Below are 20,989 nucleotides of genomic sequence, written 5' to 3' on the forward strand. Positions count from 1 at the left end.
CTCCTTACTTCAGCAGGCGCTTGGAGCGCTTGACCGCATCGTCGAGATGGGCCTTGGCATTGCCCTGCTCGATCATCGTCGCCTCGATAGCGCGCGCCAGATTGTCCTGGATCTTGCTCCAGTTGGCGTTCTTCAGATAGGCGTGCCTTTCGGTGTTTGAGGTGGCGAGAATATCGAAGAAGGGCTTGTAGACAGGGTCCTTCGTCATCCCTTTCGCCTCGGCCACGCTCTTGCGCACCGGCAGGTCGTTGACCCGCATCGCGACCGACTCGGGCGAGGAGAAGAATTTCACGAATTCCCAGGCGAGGTCGGGATGGGCGGCGTCCTTGGCGATGGAGATCGCCGAAACGCCGAGTGCCGAATGGGCTGGGCGGTCGCCGAATGTCGGCAGCGGTGCGACGCCATAGCTGAAGCCGGCGGCATCGATATCTGCCTTGTCCCACATGGCGCTCTGGAACATGGCGATCTTGCCGCCCTGGAACAGCGTGTCACCTCCCGTTTCGTCTCCGAGGTGCAGTGTCACGGCTTCTTCTTTCCTGGCCATGTCGGCGAACATGCCGAGCACCGCGGCGGCCGCGTCGCTGTTCATGTAGCCGTCGATCTCCTTGCCGTCGTCCGAGATGTATTTCGTGCCGTTCGACCAGAGGAACTGCTCGAAATCATAGGGGTCCGGCTTGGCGTCGACGGCGAACCCGTAAACCTTGCCGGCCTTGTCGCGGAACTTGGCTGCCTTGGCGCGCAGATCGTCCCAGGTCCAGCCCTCCTTCGGCTCTTCCACACCCGCCTTTGCGAACATTTCCTTGTTGTAGAAGACGACCTGGGTGGTGAAACCCGAGGGCATGCCGTAGGTCTTGCCTTCGATACGTGCCGTGTTCATCAGGCCTTCCGGAAAATCGTCCGGCTTGATCTCGGCCGAGTCGCGCGCGATCAGCTCATCGAGCGGCATCAGCGACGTGTAGTATTGCGGGAAGTTCCACATATACATGACATCGGGCGGATTGCCCGCGCCGAAGGCGGCGACGAGCTTCTGGTCGTAGCCCTCGGCATAGGGCTCGACTTGAACCTTCACGCCCGGGTGCTTTGCTTCGAATTTTTTGGCGATGGCCTGCTGGATGGCAAGGCTCTCGCCCGTGTCCCAGGTCGCGAAACGCAAGACCTCCTCTGCGCGCGCAGTCGCCGCGCCGGCAACCGACAGGGCCAGAAGCGATCCGATGATCGTCGTTTTCATATCAGGCATGTCTCTCCTCCAAAACCGGCGCACGCGCGCCCCTTGCCTTCTCGTTATCGATAAGTGCCTTCGTCTCCGGATCGAGCCGCCTCGCGATCGCCGTGCCTTCTGCATCGAACAGATGGCAGTGCTCGGGGGGAAGGCGGAGATGAACTTGATCTCGGCTCGCGACGGGATGGGTGCCGCGCACCACGGCAGTCAGATCACCACCGCCCTCGACACGGATGTGAACGTGACTTTCGGTGCCGAGCCGCTCGACGAGCCTCACCGTGCCAGCGAGATGCGCCTCCTCCGGCGAGGTCAGTTCGAGTTTGTCGGGGCGAATTCCCAGGGTGACCGGACGAACCCGGTCGATCGGTTCGGACGAACACGTATCGAGTGTCACCGGCCGCGATAAGCCGCCTCCGGCAAGCGTCACGCCGGTTGCGCCCTGCTCCGCGACACCCGCCGGCAGGAAATTCATCCGCGGCGAGCCGATGAAGCCGGCGACGAAGATATTTGCCGGACGGTAGAACAGTTCGAGCGGCGTGCCGAACTGGCTGACGCGTCCCTTGTCGAGCACCACGACCCGGTCGGAGAGAGTCATGGCCTCGACCTGGTCATGCGTCACATAGATCATCGTCACGCCGAGGCGTTCGTGCAGCGACGCCAGTTCGACGCGCATCGTCACCCTCAAACCGGCATCGAGGTTGGAGAGCGGCTCATCGAGCAGGAAGAGCTTCGGCTCGCGCACGATCGCCCTGCCGATCGCCACACGCTGGCGTTGGCCGCCGGAAAGCTGGCGGGGCTTGCGGTCCAGGAGCTCCGTGATCCTCAGAATTTCGGCCGCATTGTTGACACGCCGCTCGATCTCGTTTCGCTTCATGCCGTTCAGCGCAAGGCCGAAGGAAAGATTCTTGCGCACGTTCATATGCGGATAGAGCGCGTAGTTCTGGAAGACCATGGCGATGTCGCGCCTGGCGGACGGAAGATCGGTGATGTTGCGCTCGCCGAGACGGATCGATCCCACGTCGAGATTTTCAAGTCCCGCGATCGAGCGCAGGAGCGTGCTCTTGCCGCAGCCGGACGGCCCCAGAAAGCAGACGAACTCGCCGCTGGCGATCTCGAGATCGATGCCCTTCAGAATTTCATGCGAGCCGAAGGACTTGCGAAGATTGTCGATGCGAATAGCGGCCAAACTCTCCTCCCGACAGGCGGCGGATAAACCGCCTGCTCGTCAGCCTGTTAAACGTTTTTATCAAAAATAAAAACGTTTAACTTCGTTGTAAAGGGAAAACTTTCGTCAGCCGGCCTTTACCCGCGCCAGCACCGCGTCGAGGGCATCGAGGAAACGGTCGCAATCGTCCGCGCTGAAGGGCGCGGGCGGCTTGATCTTCAGTACGTTGTGCTGCGGTCCCTCGCTCGACAGCAGGATGCGGTGCCTGTCCTTCATTTCGGCAATGACGAAGTCGAGCTCCGCTGCGGCCGGTTCGAGGGTGTCGCGATCGCGCACGAGCTCGATGCCGTTGAAGAGACCATAGCCGCGCACGTCGCCGATGATCGTGTGGCGGCTGGCGAGTTCGCGCGTTCCATCCATCAGACGGTTTCCGACGACCGCGCAATGGTGCATCAGGCGCTCGTCCCGGATGACGTCGAGTACGGCGAGGCCGATCTCGGCCGATACCGGATTTCCGCCGAAGGTGTTGAAATATTCCATTCCGTTTGCAAAGGCCGCAGCAATCGCCTCGGTGGTCACCACAGCCGCCATCGGGTGGCCGTTGCCGATCGGCTTGCCCATGGTGACGATGTCGGGCACGACTCCTTGCGTCTCATGCGCCCACATGTGACTGCCGACGCGGCCGAACCCCACCTGAACCTCGTCCGCGAGGCACAGCCCGCCGGCCGCACGCACATGCGCATAGGCCTCGCTGAGATAGCCATCCGGCAGAACCAGTTGGCCGCCCGTGCCGAGAATGCCCTCGCTGAAGAAGAGCGCGGGTTTGCGCCCTTCCGCCGCCAGCGCATCGATCTGCCGCTGCACGTCCTCGGCATATTTGCGCCCCGCGTCCGTATCGCCATAGCGATAGCGTCCCCGATAGAGGTCCGGCATCTCGGCAACCCGCACATGCGCCGGCCGCCCTTCCCCGCCCTTGCCCGCGAATTTATAGGGACTGACATCGATCAGGCTCGTCAGATGGCCGTGATAGGCGTGATCGACGGTGATGACGTCGCGGTTGCCGGTATAGGCGCGCGCCAGCCGGATCGCGAGATCGTTGGCTTCGCTGCCGGAATTGACGAAGAAGCAGACGTTCAGCGGATCAGGGAAGAGCGCCGCAAGCCGTCGAGAATATTCCACCAGACTGTCATGCAGATAGCGCGAATTGGTATTGAGCCGCGCCATCTGCATCTGCGCCGCCTTCACGACGCGTGGATGGCAATGGCCGACATGGCAGACATTGTTGACCATGTCGAGCCAGCGCCTGCCCTCGTCATCGATCAGGTAGGCGCCCTCGCCGGCGACGATCTTCAGAGGCGCCGCGCCGTAGGCGATGCTTAAGGAACGACCGATGCGGCGCTGGCGTTCGCGCACCAGGAACGCCTTGTCGCGCTCGACAATCACCGACGCCGGAACGGAAAGGCCGAGCACGACGCTCGGATCGGGGCTGATCTCCCGCCAGACCTGCCACTGCTCTCTGACTCCGACGCCGTGGATGCGGCCCTCGAGGCCGAGATGATCGGTGACGATCTGGAAATGCAGGTGCGGAACCCAGCCGCCGTTTTCGGCGCGATCCCCCAGGGTCGCGAAAGCTTCGCCCCTGGCGACCGGCTGGCCGATCGAAAGCCGTGAGGCGCTTTCACGCGAGAGATGCCCGTAGAGCGTCCAGAACGTGTCGCCCTCGCCCGTCGTGTGTTCGAGCAGAATTGTCGGCCCGAAACCGTAAGGGACCGCGTCGTCATGGTAGAAGGCGACCTTGCCGGCGAAGGGTGCATGCACCGGCTCGTTGGCGGGAGCGAAGAGATCGATGCCGAGATGAATCGTGCGGCGCAGGCTTGCAGTCGCCTGGTAGGCGTCACCCTTGTAGACCGCTCTGTCCTCCCCGTAGAGGCCAAGGCCGAAATCCGCCCCCTCCGCATGAATATGGGCGTCGATGCGCGCTTGCGCCACGTCCTTGTCGAGACCTGCCCAGTTCTCCGGGCTGTTCGCCGAAAAATCGAAGACGGCTGCCTTCGGTCTTGCAATGCCCGGCTTGATGACGCCCGAAAAATCATGCGCATTGCGCTCCAGCCACCGCACCACCCGTGCGGCCCTCGGGATGGGTGCGAAGCCGCAGGCGTCGCGAAGGCGGGCGATGGCGAACGAGCGGTTCTCTTGTTCGAGGCGTTTCAGTTCGCGCCAGACGTCCTCCTGGCTGACGAGCAGATAGGTGTTCTCGGGGTTGTCGCGGATCTGCCTTGCCGCCATGCACATGCTGACGGCGTAGCGGGTGCGCACGAGATCGAAGATCAGCTCGGCCTCCGTTTCGCCGAGCGGATTGACGCCGTGATAGGCGCCCGCCAGCCGCGCGATGGCGCCGATCGGATCCGGCGTGCCGATCAGCGCATAGGCGGAGGCGACGGCCACTTCCACCACCCGATAGCTCTCGACCATATCGCCGAAGTCGAGCAGTCCGCTGACGCAGCCGTCGGCGCCGACGAGCACGTTATAGTCATTGGCATCGTTGTGGATGACCTGCCGGGGGCACGCCTCAAGGCGCGGCAGCACGGTGGAGACGAAGTGATCGAGGATCGCGCGAACCGCGCTCCGCTTCTCCACATCCTCGATCAGAACGACGTTGGCGAGGTGCATTTCCGCCCGTGCGATATCCCAGGCGTACTCTCTCCTGGCGCCGGGATGCGAGAAACCGGCGAGGCTGCGGTCGAGCTTGCCGAGCAGCGCCCCAAGAGTCTCGACGCTGTTGCTCGTGCGGTTGGCGGCTCGTGCCCAGATCTCCCCGGGCAGCCACGTCAGCAGACGTGCGACACGCTCTCCTTTGAATTCGACGCGGATGAACGAGACACCGGAGCGGCTCGGCAGGGCCTTCGAGACGGGCAGATCCGTCGCCTCGCGCGCGAGATGGTCGAGAACGGCAATCTGCATGTCGAGCTCCTCGGGCGCGCCGAGGGCATGCAGTTTCAGGAGGAACGCGCGACCGTCGCTCGCCTGAATGCGGAAATTGAGATCGTGCTCGCCGGGCAGCGCCACGGTTTCTCCCGCGACGCCGTATTCGCGGGCGAGCAGCGCTTCGATTGCTTCGATTTCCTGCACGTTCTTGAACTCGCTCGTCGTCATCGTCCCACTCGCTTCACCACGATACCGTTCTTCCGTCGAAGGCCCGGAAGCTGCCGCTCTCGGCGAGCCCGGCCCGGTCGATGATCGCCTTCAGGCCGGCGGCGCTTTCCGCAACCGGCACGCTCGCCTGATGGCCGCCCATATCGGTTCTGACCCAGCCGGGGTGGAGCGACAGCACGGTGACCCGGTGGGGGCGCAAATCCTGGGCGAGCTTGACCGTGGCCATGTTCAGCGCCGCTTTCGAGCAACGATAGGCATAGTCTCCTTCGTCATCGTCGAGCGTGCCCTCGGCGAGCGATCCTGCGCGGCTGCTGATATTGGCGACGATGCGATCGCCGCCAGCGAGGAGATTTCGCAGCAGCGCCTGCACGATCAGGATCGGCGCCAGGGCATTGACGCGCATGACCTCCAGGAAATCCTCGGGCCTGACGGTCGACAGTCCGCCCGTGTCGCCGCGGACTCCGGCATTGTTGATGAGGACATCGATCGGCTGCTCGCCGAGGCTTTCGGCAAGCGCCGCCATCGACCTCGCGTCCGTGACATCGAGTATCCGACGTTCGATGCCGGTTTCCCCATCCCTCGCCGACGGTTGGCGGACGCAGGCGATCACCTGCCAGCCGGCGGCTGCATATTGCCGTGCAAGTTCCTGACCCAGGCCCCGCGATGCACCGGTGATCAGCACCGTGCGCGGCCCCTCTTCCCGTCTCCTATCGATGCTTGATGTCATATTTCCGCTCGATCATGTTGATGAGGCTCGCCGCCGCGAGCGTCAGGAAGATGTAGAAGATGGCTGCCGAGTTATAGGGCGCAAAGGGCAGGAAACTCGCCGACTGGAACTCGCGCATGCGCTGGGTGATGTCGCGGATCGACAGAATCGACAGGAGCGACGTGTCCTTGAGGATCGCGATCAGCTCGTTGCCGAGCGGTGGAATGATGATCCGGAACGCCTGCGGCAGGACCACCAGCCGCGCCGTCTGCCACCGGTTGAGCCCGATGCTGCGCGCCGCTTCGATCTGGCCGACCGGGATGGCGTTGATGCCGGAGCGGAAGATTTCCGCCAGATAGGCGGAATAGGCAAGCGCCATGGCGACGATGCCGCGCATCAGATTCGGCGGATCGAGCACGCCCTGCGTCACATCCTTCAACGCGCCGCTCAAGGGCAGGCCGACATAGAGCACGATCACCAGCATCGGAATGCCGCGGATCGTATCGACGACGAATTCCGAGCCGATCGCCAGGGGATGACGACGGTGCAGATAGCCGCCGAAGGTGAGCAGACCGAGGATGATTGCCAGGACGGCAAAAGTTATGCCTGCGGCCCGGTCTCGATCGTTCAAAGCCGCCGTTTCCCAAAGGAGCGGCAAGCCCCCGGGCAGGGCTTCGGCCGGCAGAAGCGCGGCCGTCACCTCGTCCTTTTCCATCGCCGCGACTGCCTCCGCCGGGCCAAGGAAGGTTCGTACCGCCGCCTCTTCAGCGGGCGCGCCCGGATATTGGCCGAAGCGCACCGCGCCTATGAGGCCGGACGGCGTGTTGCTGACGATCGCGACCCTGCCGTCGAGCCGCCCCGCAAGCACATAGGGCGTGCGAGGCTGCAACAGGAACCAGGCGGCGACGAGCACCAGGCCGAGGGTCGCGAGCGCGAAGAAGAGGCTGGTGCGCGCCGTATAATGCAACTGAAGCAATCCGACCCAGATGAGGCCGATGATCGCAGCGAGAAGATAGGCGGCAATGGCCGCGCGGACCGTGGTCGCCACGCCGGCGGCAAAGGCGATATGCGCAAAGAAGAGGATGAACAGGAGCCCCGTACCGTTGACGAGGCCGATGCTCCACGCTCCTGCGCGATGCAGGATGCTTTCCCGCGCAGACGCCTTGCCGGCACCGAAGAAAAGCATGGAGCCGAACAGGGTCAGCGCGAAGTAGGCCGGAAAAAGCACGGTTTCGATGCCGCGCAGGGTCATGTCCGCGGCGTCCGTCAATCGCCGGGGGCTAAGCCCCTTCACGACGAGATCGGACGTGAAGGGATCGACGGCATTGGCGACGACCGACGCAAGGTAGGGATGAACGGCGTCGCTCAGAAGCAAGATGGCCGCCGCAGCGAGATTGAGCACGGCGGCAGCGAGCGCCAGCCGCGGCCGCGGCGCCTTGGCGCGCGAAAAGACGAGAACGGCGATACCCGAGCCGAAGGCGACGAGCAGGGCAAGGAAGCCAGGTACGAAGGCGGACGAGCCGTTCTCGACTCCGAGAATGGCTCTCAGCGAACGTTGGTAGTCACCGGAGGAGGCGAAAAGATAGATGATGAACGGCAGCGCTGTCAGAATGATCAGATTGCTGGGCCGCACGCTTCTCAGGAACGACATTCATCCCTCCGGGGATTCTGCGCAGAAATTCGGCCCCGGAGCGCAGAACCGCTCCGGGGTGCTCGGATGAGGTTACTTCACGCCCCAGTATCTGTTGACGAGCTGATCCAGCGTGCCGTCGTCGCGGATCATCTTCAGTCCTTCGTTGAAGGCGGCGACGTTGGCATCGCCCTTGCGGAAGACGAGGCCGAGCGGATCGGATTCGAGGTCCCGGATCGCGACCACGAGTTCGCCGACGAACTCGCGTTCGTAAGCGGCAGCATTGGCCCCGTTGATGACGACGCCGTCGACATCTTTGTTCTTGAGCGCGATGATCGCGGCGCTGAAGCTGTCATAGGCGACGACGTTTTCTTTGCCGACCACCCCTTCGGCGACCTGCGCATCCGTGGTGTTGGCCTGAGCGGAGAGCTTCTTCCCCTTCGACTTGAAGTCTTCCAGCGACACGCCCTGGTCCTCGACCCGCATCAGCACCGCCTGGCTGTTGACGATGTAGGGATCGGAGAAATCCATGGCCTTCTTGCGTTCCTCGGTGATCGACACGCCCGAGGCGACGAGATCGAAGTTGCCCTGATCGAGCGCTGCGAAAATGCCGTCCCAACCGGTGGTCACGAATTCCGCCTGGCAGTTGATCTTTGCGCAGATCGCATTCACCACGTCGATATCGAAACCGACGATCTGGCCTGTCGCGGGATCGACGCTCTCCATCGGCGGCGAGGTCGTGTCCGAGCCGACCTTCAGCAGCTTCCCCCCGAGATCGGCGGACGCCGCGCCGCCTGAGGCGAGGGCCGCGATCGCAAGTCCAATTACAAGTGTTTTCACCTTGGTTCTCCTCCGTTGTGAATTCTTTTCCTACGCCGACTGCGCCAGGCGCCCGCCGAGATTGTCGGGCTGCCTCTCGATCAGCGTTGGCCTGAAAACCTGCTTCAACGTTTGCGCGTCCTCTCCCGCCATGCGCCGCAGCAGAAACTCCCCGAGGGTTCGCCCGAGTATCTCGATGGGCTGATAGAAGGTCGTGATCGGCGGCGTGAAATAGGCGCTGACATTGATGTCGTCATAGGCGACCACGTCGACATCGACGCCGATCCGCCGTCCACGCGAGCCCAGGCCCGAAAGCACGCCGAGCGTGGTCGACTCGTTGCTGCAGACGAAGGCCGTCGGCGGCCGCGCCGCGTCGAGAAGACCGAGCGCGCTCTCGCGGCCGAACTGGGTAGAGAGATCGCCTTCGGCGATCAGATCGTCGGACGGCGGTAGCCCCGTCTCGCGAAAAGCCCGCATGAAGCCGTCCACCCTGTCCTCGGCGTAGGAGAGATGCCTGAGCGGATTGACGAGCGCGATCCGCCGGTGTCCGCCGGCGATCAGCCGGGCGGTCGCCGCATGGGCCGCCCACTCGTTGTCGATGTCGACATGTGCGTAATCGAGGGGCTTCCGACAGCGACCGAGAGAGACGAAGGGAAATCGGCTCTCGACCAGAAGATCGATGCGCGGGTCGTCGGCGCGTATGCCTGAGAATATCAGTCCGTCCGCCAGACCCTCATCGATGACCCGGCGCGCCGCCTCGCAGCCGTCCTCCACATTGCGCACGACATGGACCGACATGCGATAGTCGCTGCCTTCCAGCGCCTGACTGATGCCGCTGAGGATCTGGGTATATTCGACGCCATCCCATTCATAGTCGCGCGCAGCCGTTACCGGCATGAGCACGGCAGCCTGGCAGGTCCGGCCGGTCCTCAGCGCCATGCCGCGGGCGTTGGCACGATAGCCGATCTCCGCAGCGGCACGATGGATGAGCGCCTTCGTGGCCGGGGCAACCATGGGAGAGCCGTTGAGCGCCTTCGACACCGTTGCAATGGAATAGCCCGTAGCCTCGGCCAAAGCCTTGATCCCCGGCCGTACGCGCGGCGACTGCGTGTTTTCCATGATCGGCGGCCTCCCGACGAAAGCCGTATCAGCTGATAAAAACGATTTCAACGAAAAATATAAACGTTTTTATTCCGTGTTCGCATGAGTACATGCGATTGATGGAATATGTCGGCGAGCGGATTTTTGGATAAAGGTTGCGCTACGAGACCCGGCGGCGCGACAGGATTCCGAGGGAAACGAGCTCATGCCGACTACAGCGACGCCGGCAAGCGAACGCTCGTTTTCTTCGGTTTCTGTTTTCTACTTCTCTGTCTTGCCGGCAAAATCCGCCGGGTTCTTGTATTTCACCGTTTGCAGATGCTCGCAGTAGAGCACCAGCTCGCCCTCGTTCTTAAAGACCTGGTAGCTGGCGCGAATGAGCCCGAGGTCTTTGTAGCGGGGCGTTTTTTCCATGTTGGTCCGGATCGTGTAGATGGTGTCATCGATGAAGACCGGCTTGATGAACCGGAGCTTGTCGTAGCCATAGGAAAAGGCGTTGACGCAGTTGGTGGCGACGAGGCCGAGACCGGCCGAGAACACGAAGGCGCCGGCAACGAGGCGACGGCCGAAGATGCCTTCCCGCTCCGCAAACATCTGATCCTGGACATAAGGATGGATGTCGACGACCAGGGTATTGAAGAGGTGGCTATCGCTCTCGCCAATCGTGCGGCGTAACGACCGGATGCGCTGACCGACGGGCCAATCCTCGTAGAACCAGTTTTCGGCGTTCCAGACCGGCAAGGCGGCATGGTCTTCCGGCATGTCGGCGGGACGTGTCGAAGAAACTCCGACGGTGGGCGTGAACTCATCCATGGTCAGTACCTGCGTAAGAAGTCGGGATTATCGGAACCGTTTCCGGCCTATGCGCCACAATGGCGCAGAGGCCGTATTTCGTCGCGCTATTGGACCGCCGTCGTCCCATAGACCAGGTTCGGCAGCCAAAGCGACAGCTGGGGGAACATGCTCAGCATGACGAGAATGACCATCATCATCGCCAAGTATGGCAGCACCTCGCGGGCATAGGCCATCATCGGCACTTTCAGCACCATGGACGAAATGTACATCAATCCCCCGACTGGCGGCGTGATGCCGGCGATGGTCAGGTTCGTGATAAACACGACGCCGAAATGCACGCGATCGATGCCGACGCCATCGATGATCGGAATCAGCATCGGCGTCAGAATGATCAGTGCCGCCGACCCCTCGATCGCCGTGCCGATGACGATCAGCAGGACGTTGATGAGGAGCAGCATCAGGAGCGGATTGTCGGTGGCTTCGCCGAGCCAGCCGGACATGGCCTGCGGCACCTGCTCCCAGGCGAGATAGAAACCGAAGGCTGCCGCCGCGCAGATCATGATCATGACCACGGCCGAATCGCGCACCGCCTCGGCAAGCACCTCCGGGATCTGGCGGAAGGTGAATTCGCGGTAACCGAACACGGCGACGAAGAGCACATAGACGACGACCACCGCACCGGCTTCTGTGGTCGTGAAAAGACCGTATCGCGTACCGGCGAAGATCACCACCGGGATCGACAGCGCCCAGAGCCCGTCGATCAGCGCCCGGATGCCCTCCGCGCGGGTGGCGCGCTCCTTGCGCAACGGCTTGTAACCGCGCTTGCGCGCGATGAAATAGGTGGTGACCATGAGCCCGGTCGCCAGCACGAGGCCAGGCACCACACCCGCTGCGAAGAGCCGGCCGATGGACGTCTCCGCGAGAAAACCATAGACGATAAGACCGATCGACGGCGGAATGAGGCTGGTGATGATGGCCGCCGACGATGTGATGACCGCGGCAAAGGCCCGGCTGTAGCCCCGTTGCGACATCTCGACGCCGAGCGTCTTGGCGAGCATCGCCGCATCGGCATTTGCAGATGCGGTAAGTCCGCCGAGCAAGGTGCCGAGCACGGTGCACATCTGCGCCAGCGCGCCCGTCATGTGGCCGACAAGCACGTCCGCAAGCGCCAAAAGGCGCCGGGTGATGCCGGACGCGTTCATGATGCAGCCGGCAAGAACGAACAGCGGCAGCGCCAACAAGGACACGGACTGGCTGCCCTCCGCCATTTCCTGGGCGAAATTGGCGAGCGGGATCATGTCCATATTGATGAGGAAGAAAGCGAACGCTCCGATCGCCATGGCCCAGGTGATCGGCGTCGACAGCAAGAACAGGACGACGACGAGAAGCGAGGGACCGGCCAAATGGAACAGGGTCATATCAACGATTCCAAATTGCGATGCTGACGGACGGTCCAGGGCCTCTCGACGATCAGATGCTGGACGAACATCCCGGCAGAGGCGAGCGCCAGAGGCGCATAGGACAGGCTGCGCGACAGATCGAGTGCGATCGTATGCACATTGCGTGAGATCCAGGCCTGCCACGCGAAGAGGATGGTCATGACGATGAAGAAGAGTGCCAGCAGCAGATAGTTGAACCAGGCGACGGCTTTTCGCCAGCTGTCCGGGAGAGCCGCGACAAGCACGTCGATCGCCGCGTGCGTGCCGAGACGGACGCCGGCGACGGCACCGAAGAAGACGAGATAGGCGAAGGCCATCATCGCCAGCTCATAGGTCCAGGCGGCCGGCTGGGGGAAGACATAACGGCTGACGACCCCCCAGAGGATCGAGAAGACGATGACGAGGAGCGCCACGACGCCGATTGCCTCATCGGCGCGGCGCAGGCTGATGAGAGGAATTATCTCCTCCGGCGGGCGTGAGCTTTCCATGATGCCTCGATTGTTGAGGGGCAATCCGAGCTGGCGTCGATGCAGGGCCCGATTGACGTTCGGAGCGCGATCCGGCCGGCGAAGACGGCCCCCCGCGGCAGCAGCGTCCAAGAGCGGGATGACGTGTATACGGTCTCTCCGCCCGCATCCCGCTCGAAACGGCGTCTCCTACTCTGCCATCGCCTTTTGCACCTGATCGTAGATGCCGGGCGTGATGTTCGGCACCTTCTCATAGGCTGCACGCGAGGCCTCGATGAATGCCGGAATGTCGACATCGGTCACGATCTCGACGCCGGAGGAGGCGAGCTGCTTTGCATAGGCATCGTCCGTGTCCAGCGTCATCTGCGTAAGCTCTTTGGCAATTGTCTGCCCTTCCTCCAGAAGAATCTTCTGCAGGTCTTCGGGCAGGCTGTTGAAGAGCTGGCTGGAAGCCACCCAGGCCGTGAACATGATCTGGTGGCCGGTTTTCGAAATGACCTTGCGGGTCTCGTTCAGCTTCGCTCCGGCTATCGAGCCGAAGGGGCCTTCGGCCGCGTCGACAACCCCGGTCTGCAACGCATTGTAGACGTCTCCCCACGGCAATTCCGTCGGCCTTGCACCGTAATTGCCGAAAGTCGCCATCATGATCGGCGAGGAGGGCACGCGAATGGTGACGCCGGCCAGGTCCGCGGGTGAGCGAACCGGTTTGTTGGCGATGATGTGGCGGTAGCCGAACAGGCCGTTCGGCATGATGATCTTGATGCCCCGCGCCTCCAGCTTGCTGGAAAGGTCCCTATAGAGATCCGAAGCGAAGAGACGGTCCGTCGCCGCCAGATCCGGATAGACATAGGGGCCGGCAAGGATCGATAGATCCGGCACGAACTGGCCGAGCTGACCATAGTCGGTGGCGCTGAGCAGGCTTGCGCCGCTCATGACCATCTCGTTGACTTTTTTCTGCGCGCCGAGCTGATCGCCCGTCATGACGGTAATGGCGATGCGTCCGCCGGAGCGCTCACCGACACGCTCGGCATAGGTTTTCATGGCCTTGATGATCGGCTCGTCCGGATTCACCTGCGAGGTCGAAAATCGCAGGCTGTATTCCTGCGCGTTGGCAATGCCGCAGAACGACAATGCAGCCATTACGGCCGCAGCGATCAAGGTCTTCATGCTGTCCTCCCTATTCCGGACTCCGCCTCCGGACTTTCACAAGTTTGAATAATATATTCACAAATGAACGAATGGCGTCAAGCCGTGAATCGTCGCTCAAAGGCCATGAGGACAAAGAAAACCTTCAGGCTTTTCACATCGCCAGGGTTCCAGATTGCGCGAACAATCCATTCCCAAATAAATTTTTTGGACCGTCGGGATCTGGAGCGCCTGCAGTCAATCCTTCTTCAGCCCGCGATCCTCCGGCTTCTCACAGCGTCATCCCTGACCAAGGTCAAGCTGAAGGATGACGGCGTTAGGCAAGAACGGGCGCGGCGAGACAGGTGCACAATCGGCTGATCAACGCGAACCGCACAAAATTTCATCACTGCACGCAAACGGCTTATTTTTAAATCAACGGGCTTACTTCGAAGACAAAGGGCGTTTTCCGCCTTTTGCAGATTTTTCAAGGCGATGGCCGGCGGGCGGAGATCTGGCATGGCATTTGCATCTCTACACCTGCTTCGGTCAACGGCGACTGAAGCGAGCCCAGGCGCCGCATACGCCTGCCGAAGACACCGACGTCGCAAGGTCTTTGCCTCCGTAAGGGTTTCCTCCCGGTCCCGGAGCGCAAATTTCCGAGCGGCGTTTTTTTATGCCGGTTTTCGGCCGGCCAAATCGAACCGACCTGAACTGCCGCGAAGCACTGCTCGAATTCTTCTATGAGCGCCCGCTTCGTAAAAGCTGCGGAGTGACCACATGACTGAAACTGCACTCGAGAAACTCGTCATCGTCGGCAACGGCATGGCTCCGGGCCGGATGCTGGAAGAGCTCTTCGAAAAGGCGCCCGGGCGTTATGCCGTGACGATCTTCAACGCCGAGCCGCGCGTCAATTACGACCGCATCATGCTTTCGCCGGTGCTATCCGGTGAGAAGGAGTATGAAGAAATCATCATCCATGGCGATGGATGGTACATCAAGCACGGCATCACCCTCTACAAGGGCCACAAAATCGTTGCGATCGATCGCGACGCCAAGACCGTCACTTCCGACCACGGCGTTACGGAAAGCTATGACAAGCTGGTGATCGCCACCGGTTCGGTGCCCTTCATCATCCCTGTGCCGGGCAAGGAACTGCGCGGCGTCATCACCTATCGCGACCTAGACGATGTGCAGGCGATGCTGCTCGCGGCGCAATCGCGCGAAAAGGCCGTCGTCATCGGTGGCGGCCTGCTCGGGCTGGAGGCGGCAGCTGGTCTTCAGGCGCGCGGCATGGACGTCACCGTTCTGCACGTCATGCCGACACTGATGGAACGCCAGCTCGATCCGGCCGCAGGCTACCTCCTGCAGAAGGCCGTCGAAGAACGCGGCATCAAGGTCGTCACCAAGGCGAACACGAAACGCATCCTCGGCGAGGAGAAGGTCCAGGGCATCGAGCTCGACGATGGCCGGATCATTCCGGCGACGCTGGTGGTGATGGCTGTCGGCATCCGGCCGAATGCCGGTCTTGCCAAGGAGGCCGGGCTGGCCGTCAATCGCGGCATCGTCGTCGACGCCGGAATGCAGACGTCCGACGGGGACATCATGGCGCTCGGCGAGTGTGCCGAAGTCGGCGGCATGGTCTACGGCCTCGTCGCGCCCCTTTACGAAATGGCGCGCGTCGCCGCCTCCCACCTCGCCGGCGACCGCCGCGCCGCCTTCGCGCATTCCGACACGCCGACAAAATTGAAGGTGACGGGCATCAACCTCTATTCGGTCGGCGACTTCGCCGATGCCGACGGACGCGAAGAGATCGTACTGCGCGATGCCACCGCCGGCATCTACAAGCGGCTCGTACTGAAAGACAACCGCATCATCGGTACCGTGCTCTACGGCGACACCGCCGACGGAGCCTGGTTCAACGACCTTTTGAAGCGCGGCACGGATATCTCCGAAATGCGCGACACCCTCATCTTCGGCCAGGCCTATCAGGGGGGATCTCCGCTGGACCCTACGGCGGCCGTTGCAGCCTTGCCGGATGATGCGGAAATCTGCGGCTGCAACGGCGTGTGCAAGGGCAAGATCGTCGGAGCGATCGTCTCCAAGGGCCTGACCTCGCTCGACGACGTGCGCGCCCATACCAAGGCTTCCGCCTCGTGCGGTTCCTGCACCGGCCTGGTCGAGCAGATCATGTCGCTGACGCTCGGCGACACCTACAATCCGGCTGCGGTGCAGCCGATGTGCACCTGCACGGATCTCGGCCATGACGACGTGCGGCGCCTGATCAAGGCGAAGAAGCTGAAATCCATTCCCGCCGTCATGCAGGAACTGGAATGGAAGACCTCCTGCGGCTGCGCCAAGTGTCGCCCGGCGCTCAACTACTATCTCGTCTGCGATTGGCCGGACGAATATGCGGACGATTACCAGTCGCGCTTCATCAACGAGCGTGTCCACGCCAATATCCAGAAGGACGGCACCTATTCCGTCGTACCCCGCATGTGGGGCGGCGTCACCAATGCGAAGGAACTTCGCGCCATCGCCGATGTCGTCGACAAGTTCAACGTGCCGCTGGTGAAGGTGACCGGCGGTCAGCGTATCGATCTGCTCGGCATCGAGAAGGAGGATCTGCCCGCCGTCTGGGCCGATCTCGGTCAGGCGGGCTTCGTTTCGGGTCAGGCCTACGCCAAGGGGCTCAGAACGGTGAAGACCTGCGTCGGCTCCGATTGGTGCCGCTTCGGCACACAGGATTCGACCGGCCTCGGTATCCGCATCGAGAAATTCATGTGGGGCTCCTGGACGCCGGCCAAGCTGAAGATGGCCGTCTCCGGCTGCCCGCGCAACTGCGCGGAGGCGACCTGCAAGGACGTCGGGGTCATCTGCGTCGACTCCGGCTTCGAGATCCATTTCGCAGGGGCCGCCGGCCTCGACATCAAGGGCACCGAGGTTCTGGGTCTGGTCAGGACCGAGGACGAGGCGCTCGAACATATCGTCGCGCTGACGCAGATGTATCGCGAACAGGCCCGCTATCTCGAGCGCATCTACAAATGGGCAAAGCGCATCGGACTGGACGAGATCCGCCGGCAGATCATGGAGGATGCGGAAAAGCGCAGGGCCTATTTCGACCGCTTCGTCTTCAGCCAGAAATTCGCCCAGGTCGATCCCTGGTCGGAGCGTGTCTCCGGCAAGGACAAGCACGAGTTCCGGCCGATGGCGACGGTCGGCTTCAATCAGGCAGCGGAGTGACCGATGAACATGAACTGGATTGCAATCGGCGACATCGACGATATCCCGCTGCGTGGGGCCCGCTGCGTCAGGACGCCCAACGGCAAGATCGCCGTCTTCCGGACCGCCGAGAACGAGGTCTTTGCGATCGAGGACCATTGCCCGCATAAAGGGGGCCCTCTTTCCCAGGGCATCGTGCACGGCACGGCCGTCACCTGCCCGCTGCACAACTGGGTGATCTCGCTCGAGACCGGCAAGGCGCTCGGTGCCGACGAGGGCGAGGTGCGCACGATCCCCATCCGCAACGACAATGGCGCGCTGTTCGTCGCTCTTGAGAGCCTCTCGCTGGCAGCGGCGGAATAAGCATGGCGCAAGAGGTCAAGACCACCTGTCCCTATTGCGGTGTCGGTTGCGGCGTCATTGCCCGCGTGGGTGATGACGGTGCAGTGAGCGTCAAGGGCGATCCGGAACATCCGGCCAATTTCGGCAGGCTCTGTTCGAAAGGGTCGGCACTCGCCGAGACCCTCGATCTCGACGGCCGCCTCCTTCATCCGGAAATCGGCGGCCGTCGCGCAGGCTGGAGCGAGGCGCTCGATCTCGTTGCCGAACGCTTTTCGCACAGTATCGCCAATCACGGTCCCGATTCGGTTGCCTTCTACGTCTCGGGACAATTGCTGACGGAGGACTATTACATCGCCAACAAGTTGATGAAGGGTTTCATCGGCTCGGCGAATATCGATACCAACTCCCGGCTCTGCATGTCCTCCTCCGTCGCGGGCCACCGCCGGGCCTTCGGTTCCGACACCGTGCCGGGCGTTTACGAGGACCTGGAACTCGCCGATCTCGTGGTGCTGACGGGCTCCAATCTCGCCTGGTGCCACCCGGTGCTCTATCAACGCCTCTCCGCAGCCAAGGCAAACCGCCCGGAGATGAAGATCGTCGTCATCGACCCCCGCCGCACGATGACGGCGGACATCGCCGACATGCATCTGGCGATCGCATCCGACGGAGACGTCGCCCTCTTCAGCGGGCTGCTTGCCCATCTCGCCGCAAGCGGTGCGGTCGACCGGAACTACGTTTCGAATTACACGGGCGGCTTCGACGAGGCCGTCGCGGCCGCATCGAGGCTCGATCCCCCGTCACTTTCCAAGACGACCGGGCTGACGCCGACGCAGCTTCATGCATTTTTCCGTCTTTTCGAGACGACCGAAAAGGTCGTGACCTGCTATAGCCAGGGGGTTAACCAGTCCGCTGCCGGGACCGACAAGGTCAACGCCATCATCAACTGCCATCTTGCGACCGGGCGCATCGGCCGGCCGGGCATGGGGCCCTTCTCGCTGACCGGGCAGCCCAATGCGATGGGCGGGCGGGAGGTCGGGGGCCTGGCAAACATGCTTGCCGCCCATATGGACATCGAAAAATCACTCCACCGGGACAAGGTACGGCGCTTCTGGGGCGCGCCGGCAGTCGCGAGCAGGCCCGGCCTCAAGGCGGTCGATATGTTCCGCGCCGTCGCCGACGGGCGCATCAAGGCGCTGTGGATCATGGCGACCAACCCGGTCGTCTCGATGCCCGACGCCGATGCCGTCGAAGCGGCGATCAAAGCCTGTCCCTTCGTGGTCGTCTCCGACATCATGAGAGACACCGACACCGCCCGGCACGCCCACGTGCTCCTGCCCTCGCTCGGCTGGGGCGAGAAGGACGGTACGGTCACCAATTCCGAGCGCCGCATCTCGCGTCAGCGCGCCTTTCTCGCAGCTCCCGGCGAAGCGCGGCCCGACTGGTGGCAACTCGCCGGAGTCGGCAGGCGCATGGGCTTCGCCGCGGCCTTCGCCCATGTTTCACCAGCCGAGATCTTCGCCGAGCATGCCTCGCTTTCGGGCTTCGAAAACGACGGACGCCGCGACTTCGACATCAGCGCCCACGCCGAGATCGAAGGCCCTGCCTATGACGGCCTGAAGCCGTTTCAGTGGCCGCAGCCCAAGGGCAGCGCGCCGCACGAAAGGCGGTTCTTTGCCGAGGGCGAATTCTATCATCCGGATGGCCGCGCGCGCTTCGTCGCCGTCGAGGTGCCACGGCCAAGAAGCGCCGACGATGCCTTCCGCTTCACGCTCAACACCGGCCGGGTGCGCGACCACTGGCACACCATGACGCGCACGGGCAAGAGCGCCAGGTTGTCGGGTCATCTCGCCGAGCCCTTCGTCGAGATTCATCCGGGTGACGCACAGGCGGTCGGCATCAGCGACGCCGACCTCGTCACTCTGGAAAGTCCGCACGGCGCGGCGATCGTCCGGGCGCTGGTCACCGACCGGCAGGCGGAGGGCAATCTCTTCGTGCCCATGCATTGGAACGACCAGTTCGCCTCCAGGGCGCGGATCGATGCGCTGGTTGCGCCGGTAACCGACCCGGTCTCCGGCCAGCCTGCGTCGAAGAACATGCCGATCCGCGCGAGCCGCTTTGCGGCTGCCGCCTATGGCTTCGCGGTTTCGGCGCGTAAACCAAGGGAACTCGACGCCGCCTATTGGGCGCTCGCCAGAGCCGAGGGCGGGTGGCGGGTGGAACTCGCCTTCGCCGAAACGAATGCCGACTGGCTCGACTGGTGCCGGAAGACCTTTGCGATCGCCGCCGAGATCGAACCGATCGGCTATACGGACCGCACCTCCGGCGAGCTTCGCCTGGCCTTTTTCGAAGGGGACCGGCTGCTCGCCAGCCTGTTCCTTTCTCCGCGGCCGGTCGCCGTGGCGCGCAGCTGGGCGGTATCGCAGCTCGGCGCTTCGCACCACAACCTCGCCAAGCGCTTTGCCGTCACCGCCGGGCGCCCGGGCGCCGATACGCCCGATCCGGGCGCGACCGTCTGCTCGTGCTTCAGCGTCGGAGTCAACCAGATCACTGCGGCCGTCCGCGACGGTTGCCATAGCGTCGAAGCGGTGGGCGAGAGGCTCAGCGCCGGCACCAATTGCGGCTCCTGCCGCGCCGAGATCAGGGGGATCATAAATGGCTGCCTCACCCTCGCTGCTGAGTGAGCCGGCCCAAAAGCCTCAGCGCGTGACCGCACTCGCGACGCTGCCGCTCTTCTGGCCCCTGAACGGCAAACGGGCCGTTGTCGCCGGCGGCAGCGATGCGGCCGCCTGGAAGGCCGAACTGCTGGCGGCCTGCGGCGCGGAAGTTCACGTCTACGCGCCGCGGACGTCGCTGAGCGATCTCTTCCTCGACCTCCTCGCCCGTGGGCCCGCGCATGAACACGGCTTGCTCGTTCACCACGACCAGGCGTGGCATGAGGGTGTTTTTCGAGATGTCGCACTCGCCATTGCCGATTGCGACGACCAGGCCGACGCAGAAGCATTCTTTCGAGCCGCTCGGAGCGCCGGCGTGCCCGTCAACGTCATCGACAAGCCTGCTTTCTGCGCGTTTCAGTTCGGATCGATCGTGAACCGCTCGCCCGTGGTCGTTGCGATCTCAACGGATGGCGCGGCACCGATCTTGGCACAGGCGATCCGCCGGCGGATCGAGGCCCTGCTGCCGCCGGCACTCAAACGGTGGGCAACGGTGGCGCACGCGATCCGCGACCGCGTGAACGCGCGCCTGAAACCCGGTGCCGCGCGCCGCGCCTTCTGGGAGCGCTTCGTCGACAGGGTCTTTCTGGATACACCGGAGGAGGGTGTAGAGACGCGGCTGATGGCGGAGGTGGATCGTCTGGTCACGCGCCCCTCCGCCATCGGCCGCGTCACCATCGTCGGCGCCGGCCCCGGCGACGCGGAACTCCTCACCTTGAAGGCAATTCGCGCCCTGCAAGCCGCCGACGTGATCCTCTTTGACGAACGGATCCCTGACGACGTCCTGGAACTGGCGCGCCGGGAGGCAAGGCGCGTCCCCGTCGCGCCGAGCGCCACGGATAGCAGAGACATCGCGGCCCTCGTCGGGGAAGGGAAACGCGTGGTGCGCCTTCGGTCCGGGAACCCGATGGCGCTTGCCGGTGCCGTCGAGGAGATCGCAGCGCTTGAGAGCCTTGGAATTCCTGTCGAGATCGTGCCGGGTGTCGAGGCGGCACCTTGCCGTTCCGATGTAATCCAGGTGGCCTTCCGCGGGAGGGAAGTCTCGCAGCCGGGCCTGCGCGCTGCCCATTGATGCAGATCGGGCGTACGCAACAG

General features: G+C 63.2%; 15 protein-coding genes. 4 read left to right on the forward strand and 11 right to left on the reverse strand.

Translation table 11 applies throughout. The features are described 5' to 3' along the window. Positions 1 to 4 precede the first annotated feature (4 nt). The 11 genes from AC6CIG_RS01005 to AC6CIG_RS01055 all read right to left on the reverse strand — a co-directional run bounded on the left by AC6CIG_RS01005 (position 5) and on the right by AC6CIG_RS01055 (position 13,661). Positions 5 to 1,237, reverse strand: coding sequence for an ABC transporter substrate-binding protein (locus AC6CIG_RS01005; RefSeq protein WP_018098367.1), 1,233 nt, complete (start codon positions 1,235 to 1,237; stop codon positions 5 to 7). Then, positions 1,230 to 2,405: an ABC transporter ATP-binding protein gene (locus AC6CIG_RS01010; protein ID WP_127709487.1), complete on the reverse strand. Its 1,176-nt coding sequence runs from the start codon at positions 2,403 to 2,405 to the stop codon at positions 1,230 to 1,232. Before AC6CIG_RS01010 ends, AC6CIG_RS01005 begins: the two co-directional genes overlap by 8 nt. Before the next feature lie 105 nt (positions 2,406 to 2,510). Further along, positions 2,511 to 5,537: an aminotransferase class III-fold pyridoxal phosphate-dependent enzyme gene (locus AC6CIG_RS01015; RefSeq protein ID WP_127709489.1), complete on the reverse strand. Its 3,027-nt coding sequence runs from the start codon at positions 5,535 to 5,537 to the stop codon at positions 2,511 to 2,513. 13 nt (positions 5,538 to 5,550) lie between these two features. Next, the gene (locus AC6CIG_RS01020) at positions 5,551 to 6,219 is read right to left on the reverse strand and encodes an SDR family oxidoreductase (RefSeq protein WP_127709536.1); all 669 of its coding nucleotides are present in this window, start codon (positions 6,217 to 6,219) and stop codon (positions 5,551 to 5,553) included. 25 nt (positions 6,220 to 6,244) lie between these two features. Then, a complete protein-coding gene (locus AC6CIG_RS01025; protein WP_018098363.1) occupies positions 6,245 to 7,894 on the reverse strand; it encodes an amino acid ABC transporter permease in 1,650 nt (549 codons plus the stop codon). A 72-nt stretch (positions 7,895 to 7,966) separates the two neighbouring features. After that, positions 7,967 to 8,713 (reverse strand): transporter substrate-binding domain-containing protein, encoded by a 747-nt coding sequence (locus tag AC6CIG_RS01030; protein WP_018098362.1) that lies wholly within the window; start codon positions 8,711 to 8,713, stop codon positions 7,967 to 7,969. Between the two features lie 30 nt (positions 8,714 to 8,743). Next, positions 8,744 to 9,811 carry a LacI family DNA-binding transcriptional regulator gene (locus tag AC6CIG_RS01035; RefSeq protein WP_498322055.1) on the reverse strand — a complete coding sequence of 356 codons (1,068 nt, stop codon included), beginning with the start codon at positions 9,809 to 9,811 and terminating at the stop codon, positions 8,744 to 8,746. Between the two features lie 243 nt (positions 9,812 to 10,054). Then, positions 10,055 to 10,606 (reverse strand): MaoC family dehydratase, encoded by a 552-nt coding sequence (locus AC6CIG_RS01040; RefSeq protein WP_018098360.1) that lies wholly within the window; start codon positions 10,604 to 10,606, stop codon positions 10,055 to 10,057. 86 nt (positions 10,607 to 10,692) lie between these two features. After that, positions 10,693 to 12,006, reverse strand: coding sequence for a TRAP transporter large permease (locus AC6CIG_RS01045; RefSeq protein ID WP_018098359.1), 1,314 nt, complete (start codon positions 12,004 to 12,006; stop codon positions 10,693 to 10,695). Continuing rightward, a complete protein-coding gene (locus tag AC6CIG_RS01050) occupies positions 12,003 to 12,515 on the reverse strand; it encodes a TRAP transporter small permease (protein ID WP_026168964.1) in 513 nt (170 codons plus the stop codon). The genes AC6CIG_RS01045 and AC6CIG_RS01050 overlap by 4 nt, the downstream gene beginning before the upstream one ends. Positions 12,516 to 12,683: 168 nt before the next feature. Then, positions 12,684 to 13,661, reverse strand: a complete 978-nt coding sequence (locus tag AC6CIG_RS01055) for a C4-dicarboxylate TRAP transporter substrate-binding protein (RefSeq protein ID WP_102764500.1) — start codon at positions 13,659 to 13,661, stop codon at positions 12,684 to 12,686. 738 nt (positions 13,662 to 14,399) lie between these two features. Between AC6CIG_RS01055 and nirB the strand changes: the two genes are divergently transcribed. Genes nirB through AC6CIG_RS01075 form a run of 4 tightly spaced genes read left to right on the forward strand, consistent with a single transcriptional unit; the run spans position 14,400 to position 20,966 of the window. Then, positions 14,400 to 16,862, forward strand: coding sequence for a nitrite reductase large subunit NirB (gene nirB / locus AC6CIG_RS01060; RefSeq protein WP_018098356.1), 2,463 nt, complete (start codon positions 14,400 to 14,402; stop codon positions 16,860 to 16,862). A 3-nt stretch (positions 16,863 to 16,865) separates the two neighbouring features. After that, on the forward strand, positions 16,866 to 17,204 hold the full coding sequence (nirD, locus tag AC6CIG_RS01065; RefSeq protein ID WP_018098355.1) for a nitrite reductase small subunit NirD: 339 nt from the start codon (positions 16,866 to 16,868) through the stop codon (positions 17,202 to 17,204). 2 nt (positions 17,205 to 17,206) lie between these two features. After that, complete coding sequence (locus AC6CIG_RS01070; RefSeq protein ID WP_127709491.1) at positions 17,207 to 19,864, forward strand: nitrate reductase; 2,658 nt, start codon at positions 17,207 to 17,209, stop codon at positions 19,862 to 19,864. Further along, the gene (locus AC6CIG_RS01075; RefSeq protein ID WP_018098353.1) at positions 19,836 to 20,966 is read left to right on the forward strand and encodes a siroheme synthase family protein; all 1,131 of its coding nucleotides are present in this window, start codon (positions 19,836 to 19,838) and stop codon (positions 20,964 to 20,966) included. Before AC6CIG_RS01070 ends, AC6CIG_RS01075 begins: the two co-directional genes overlap by 29 nt. The last annotated feature ends 23 nt before the right edge of the window (positions 20,967 to 20,989 follow it).

Source organism: Sinorhizobium sp. GQ132 (assembly GCF_059758575.1).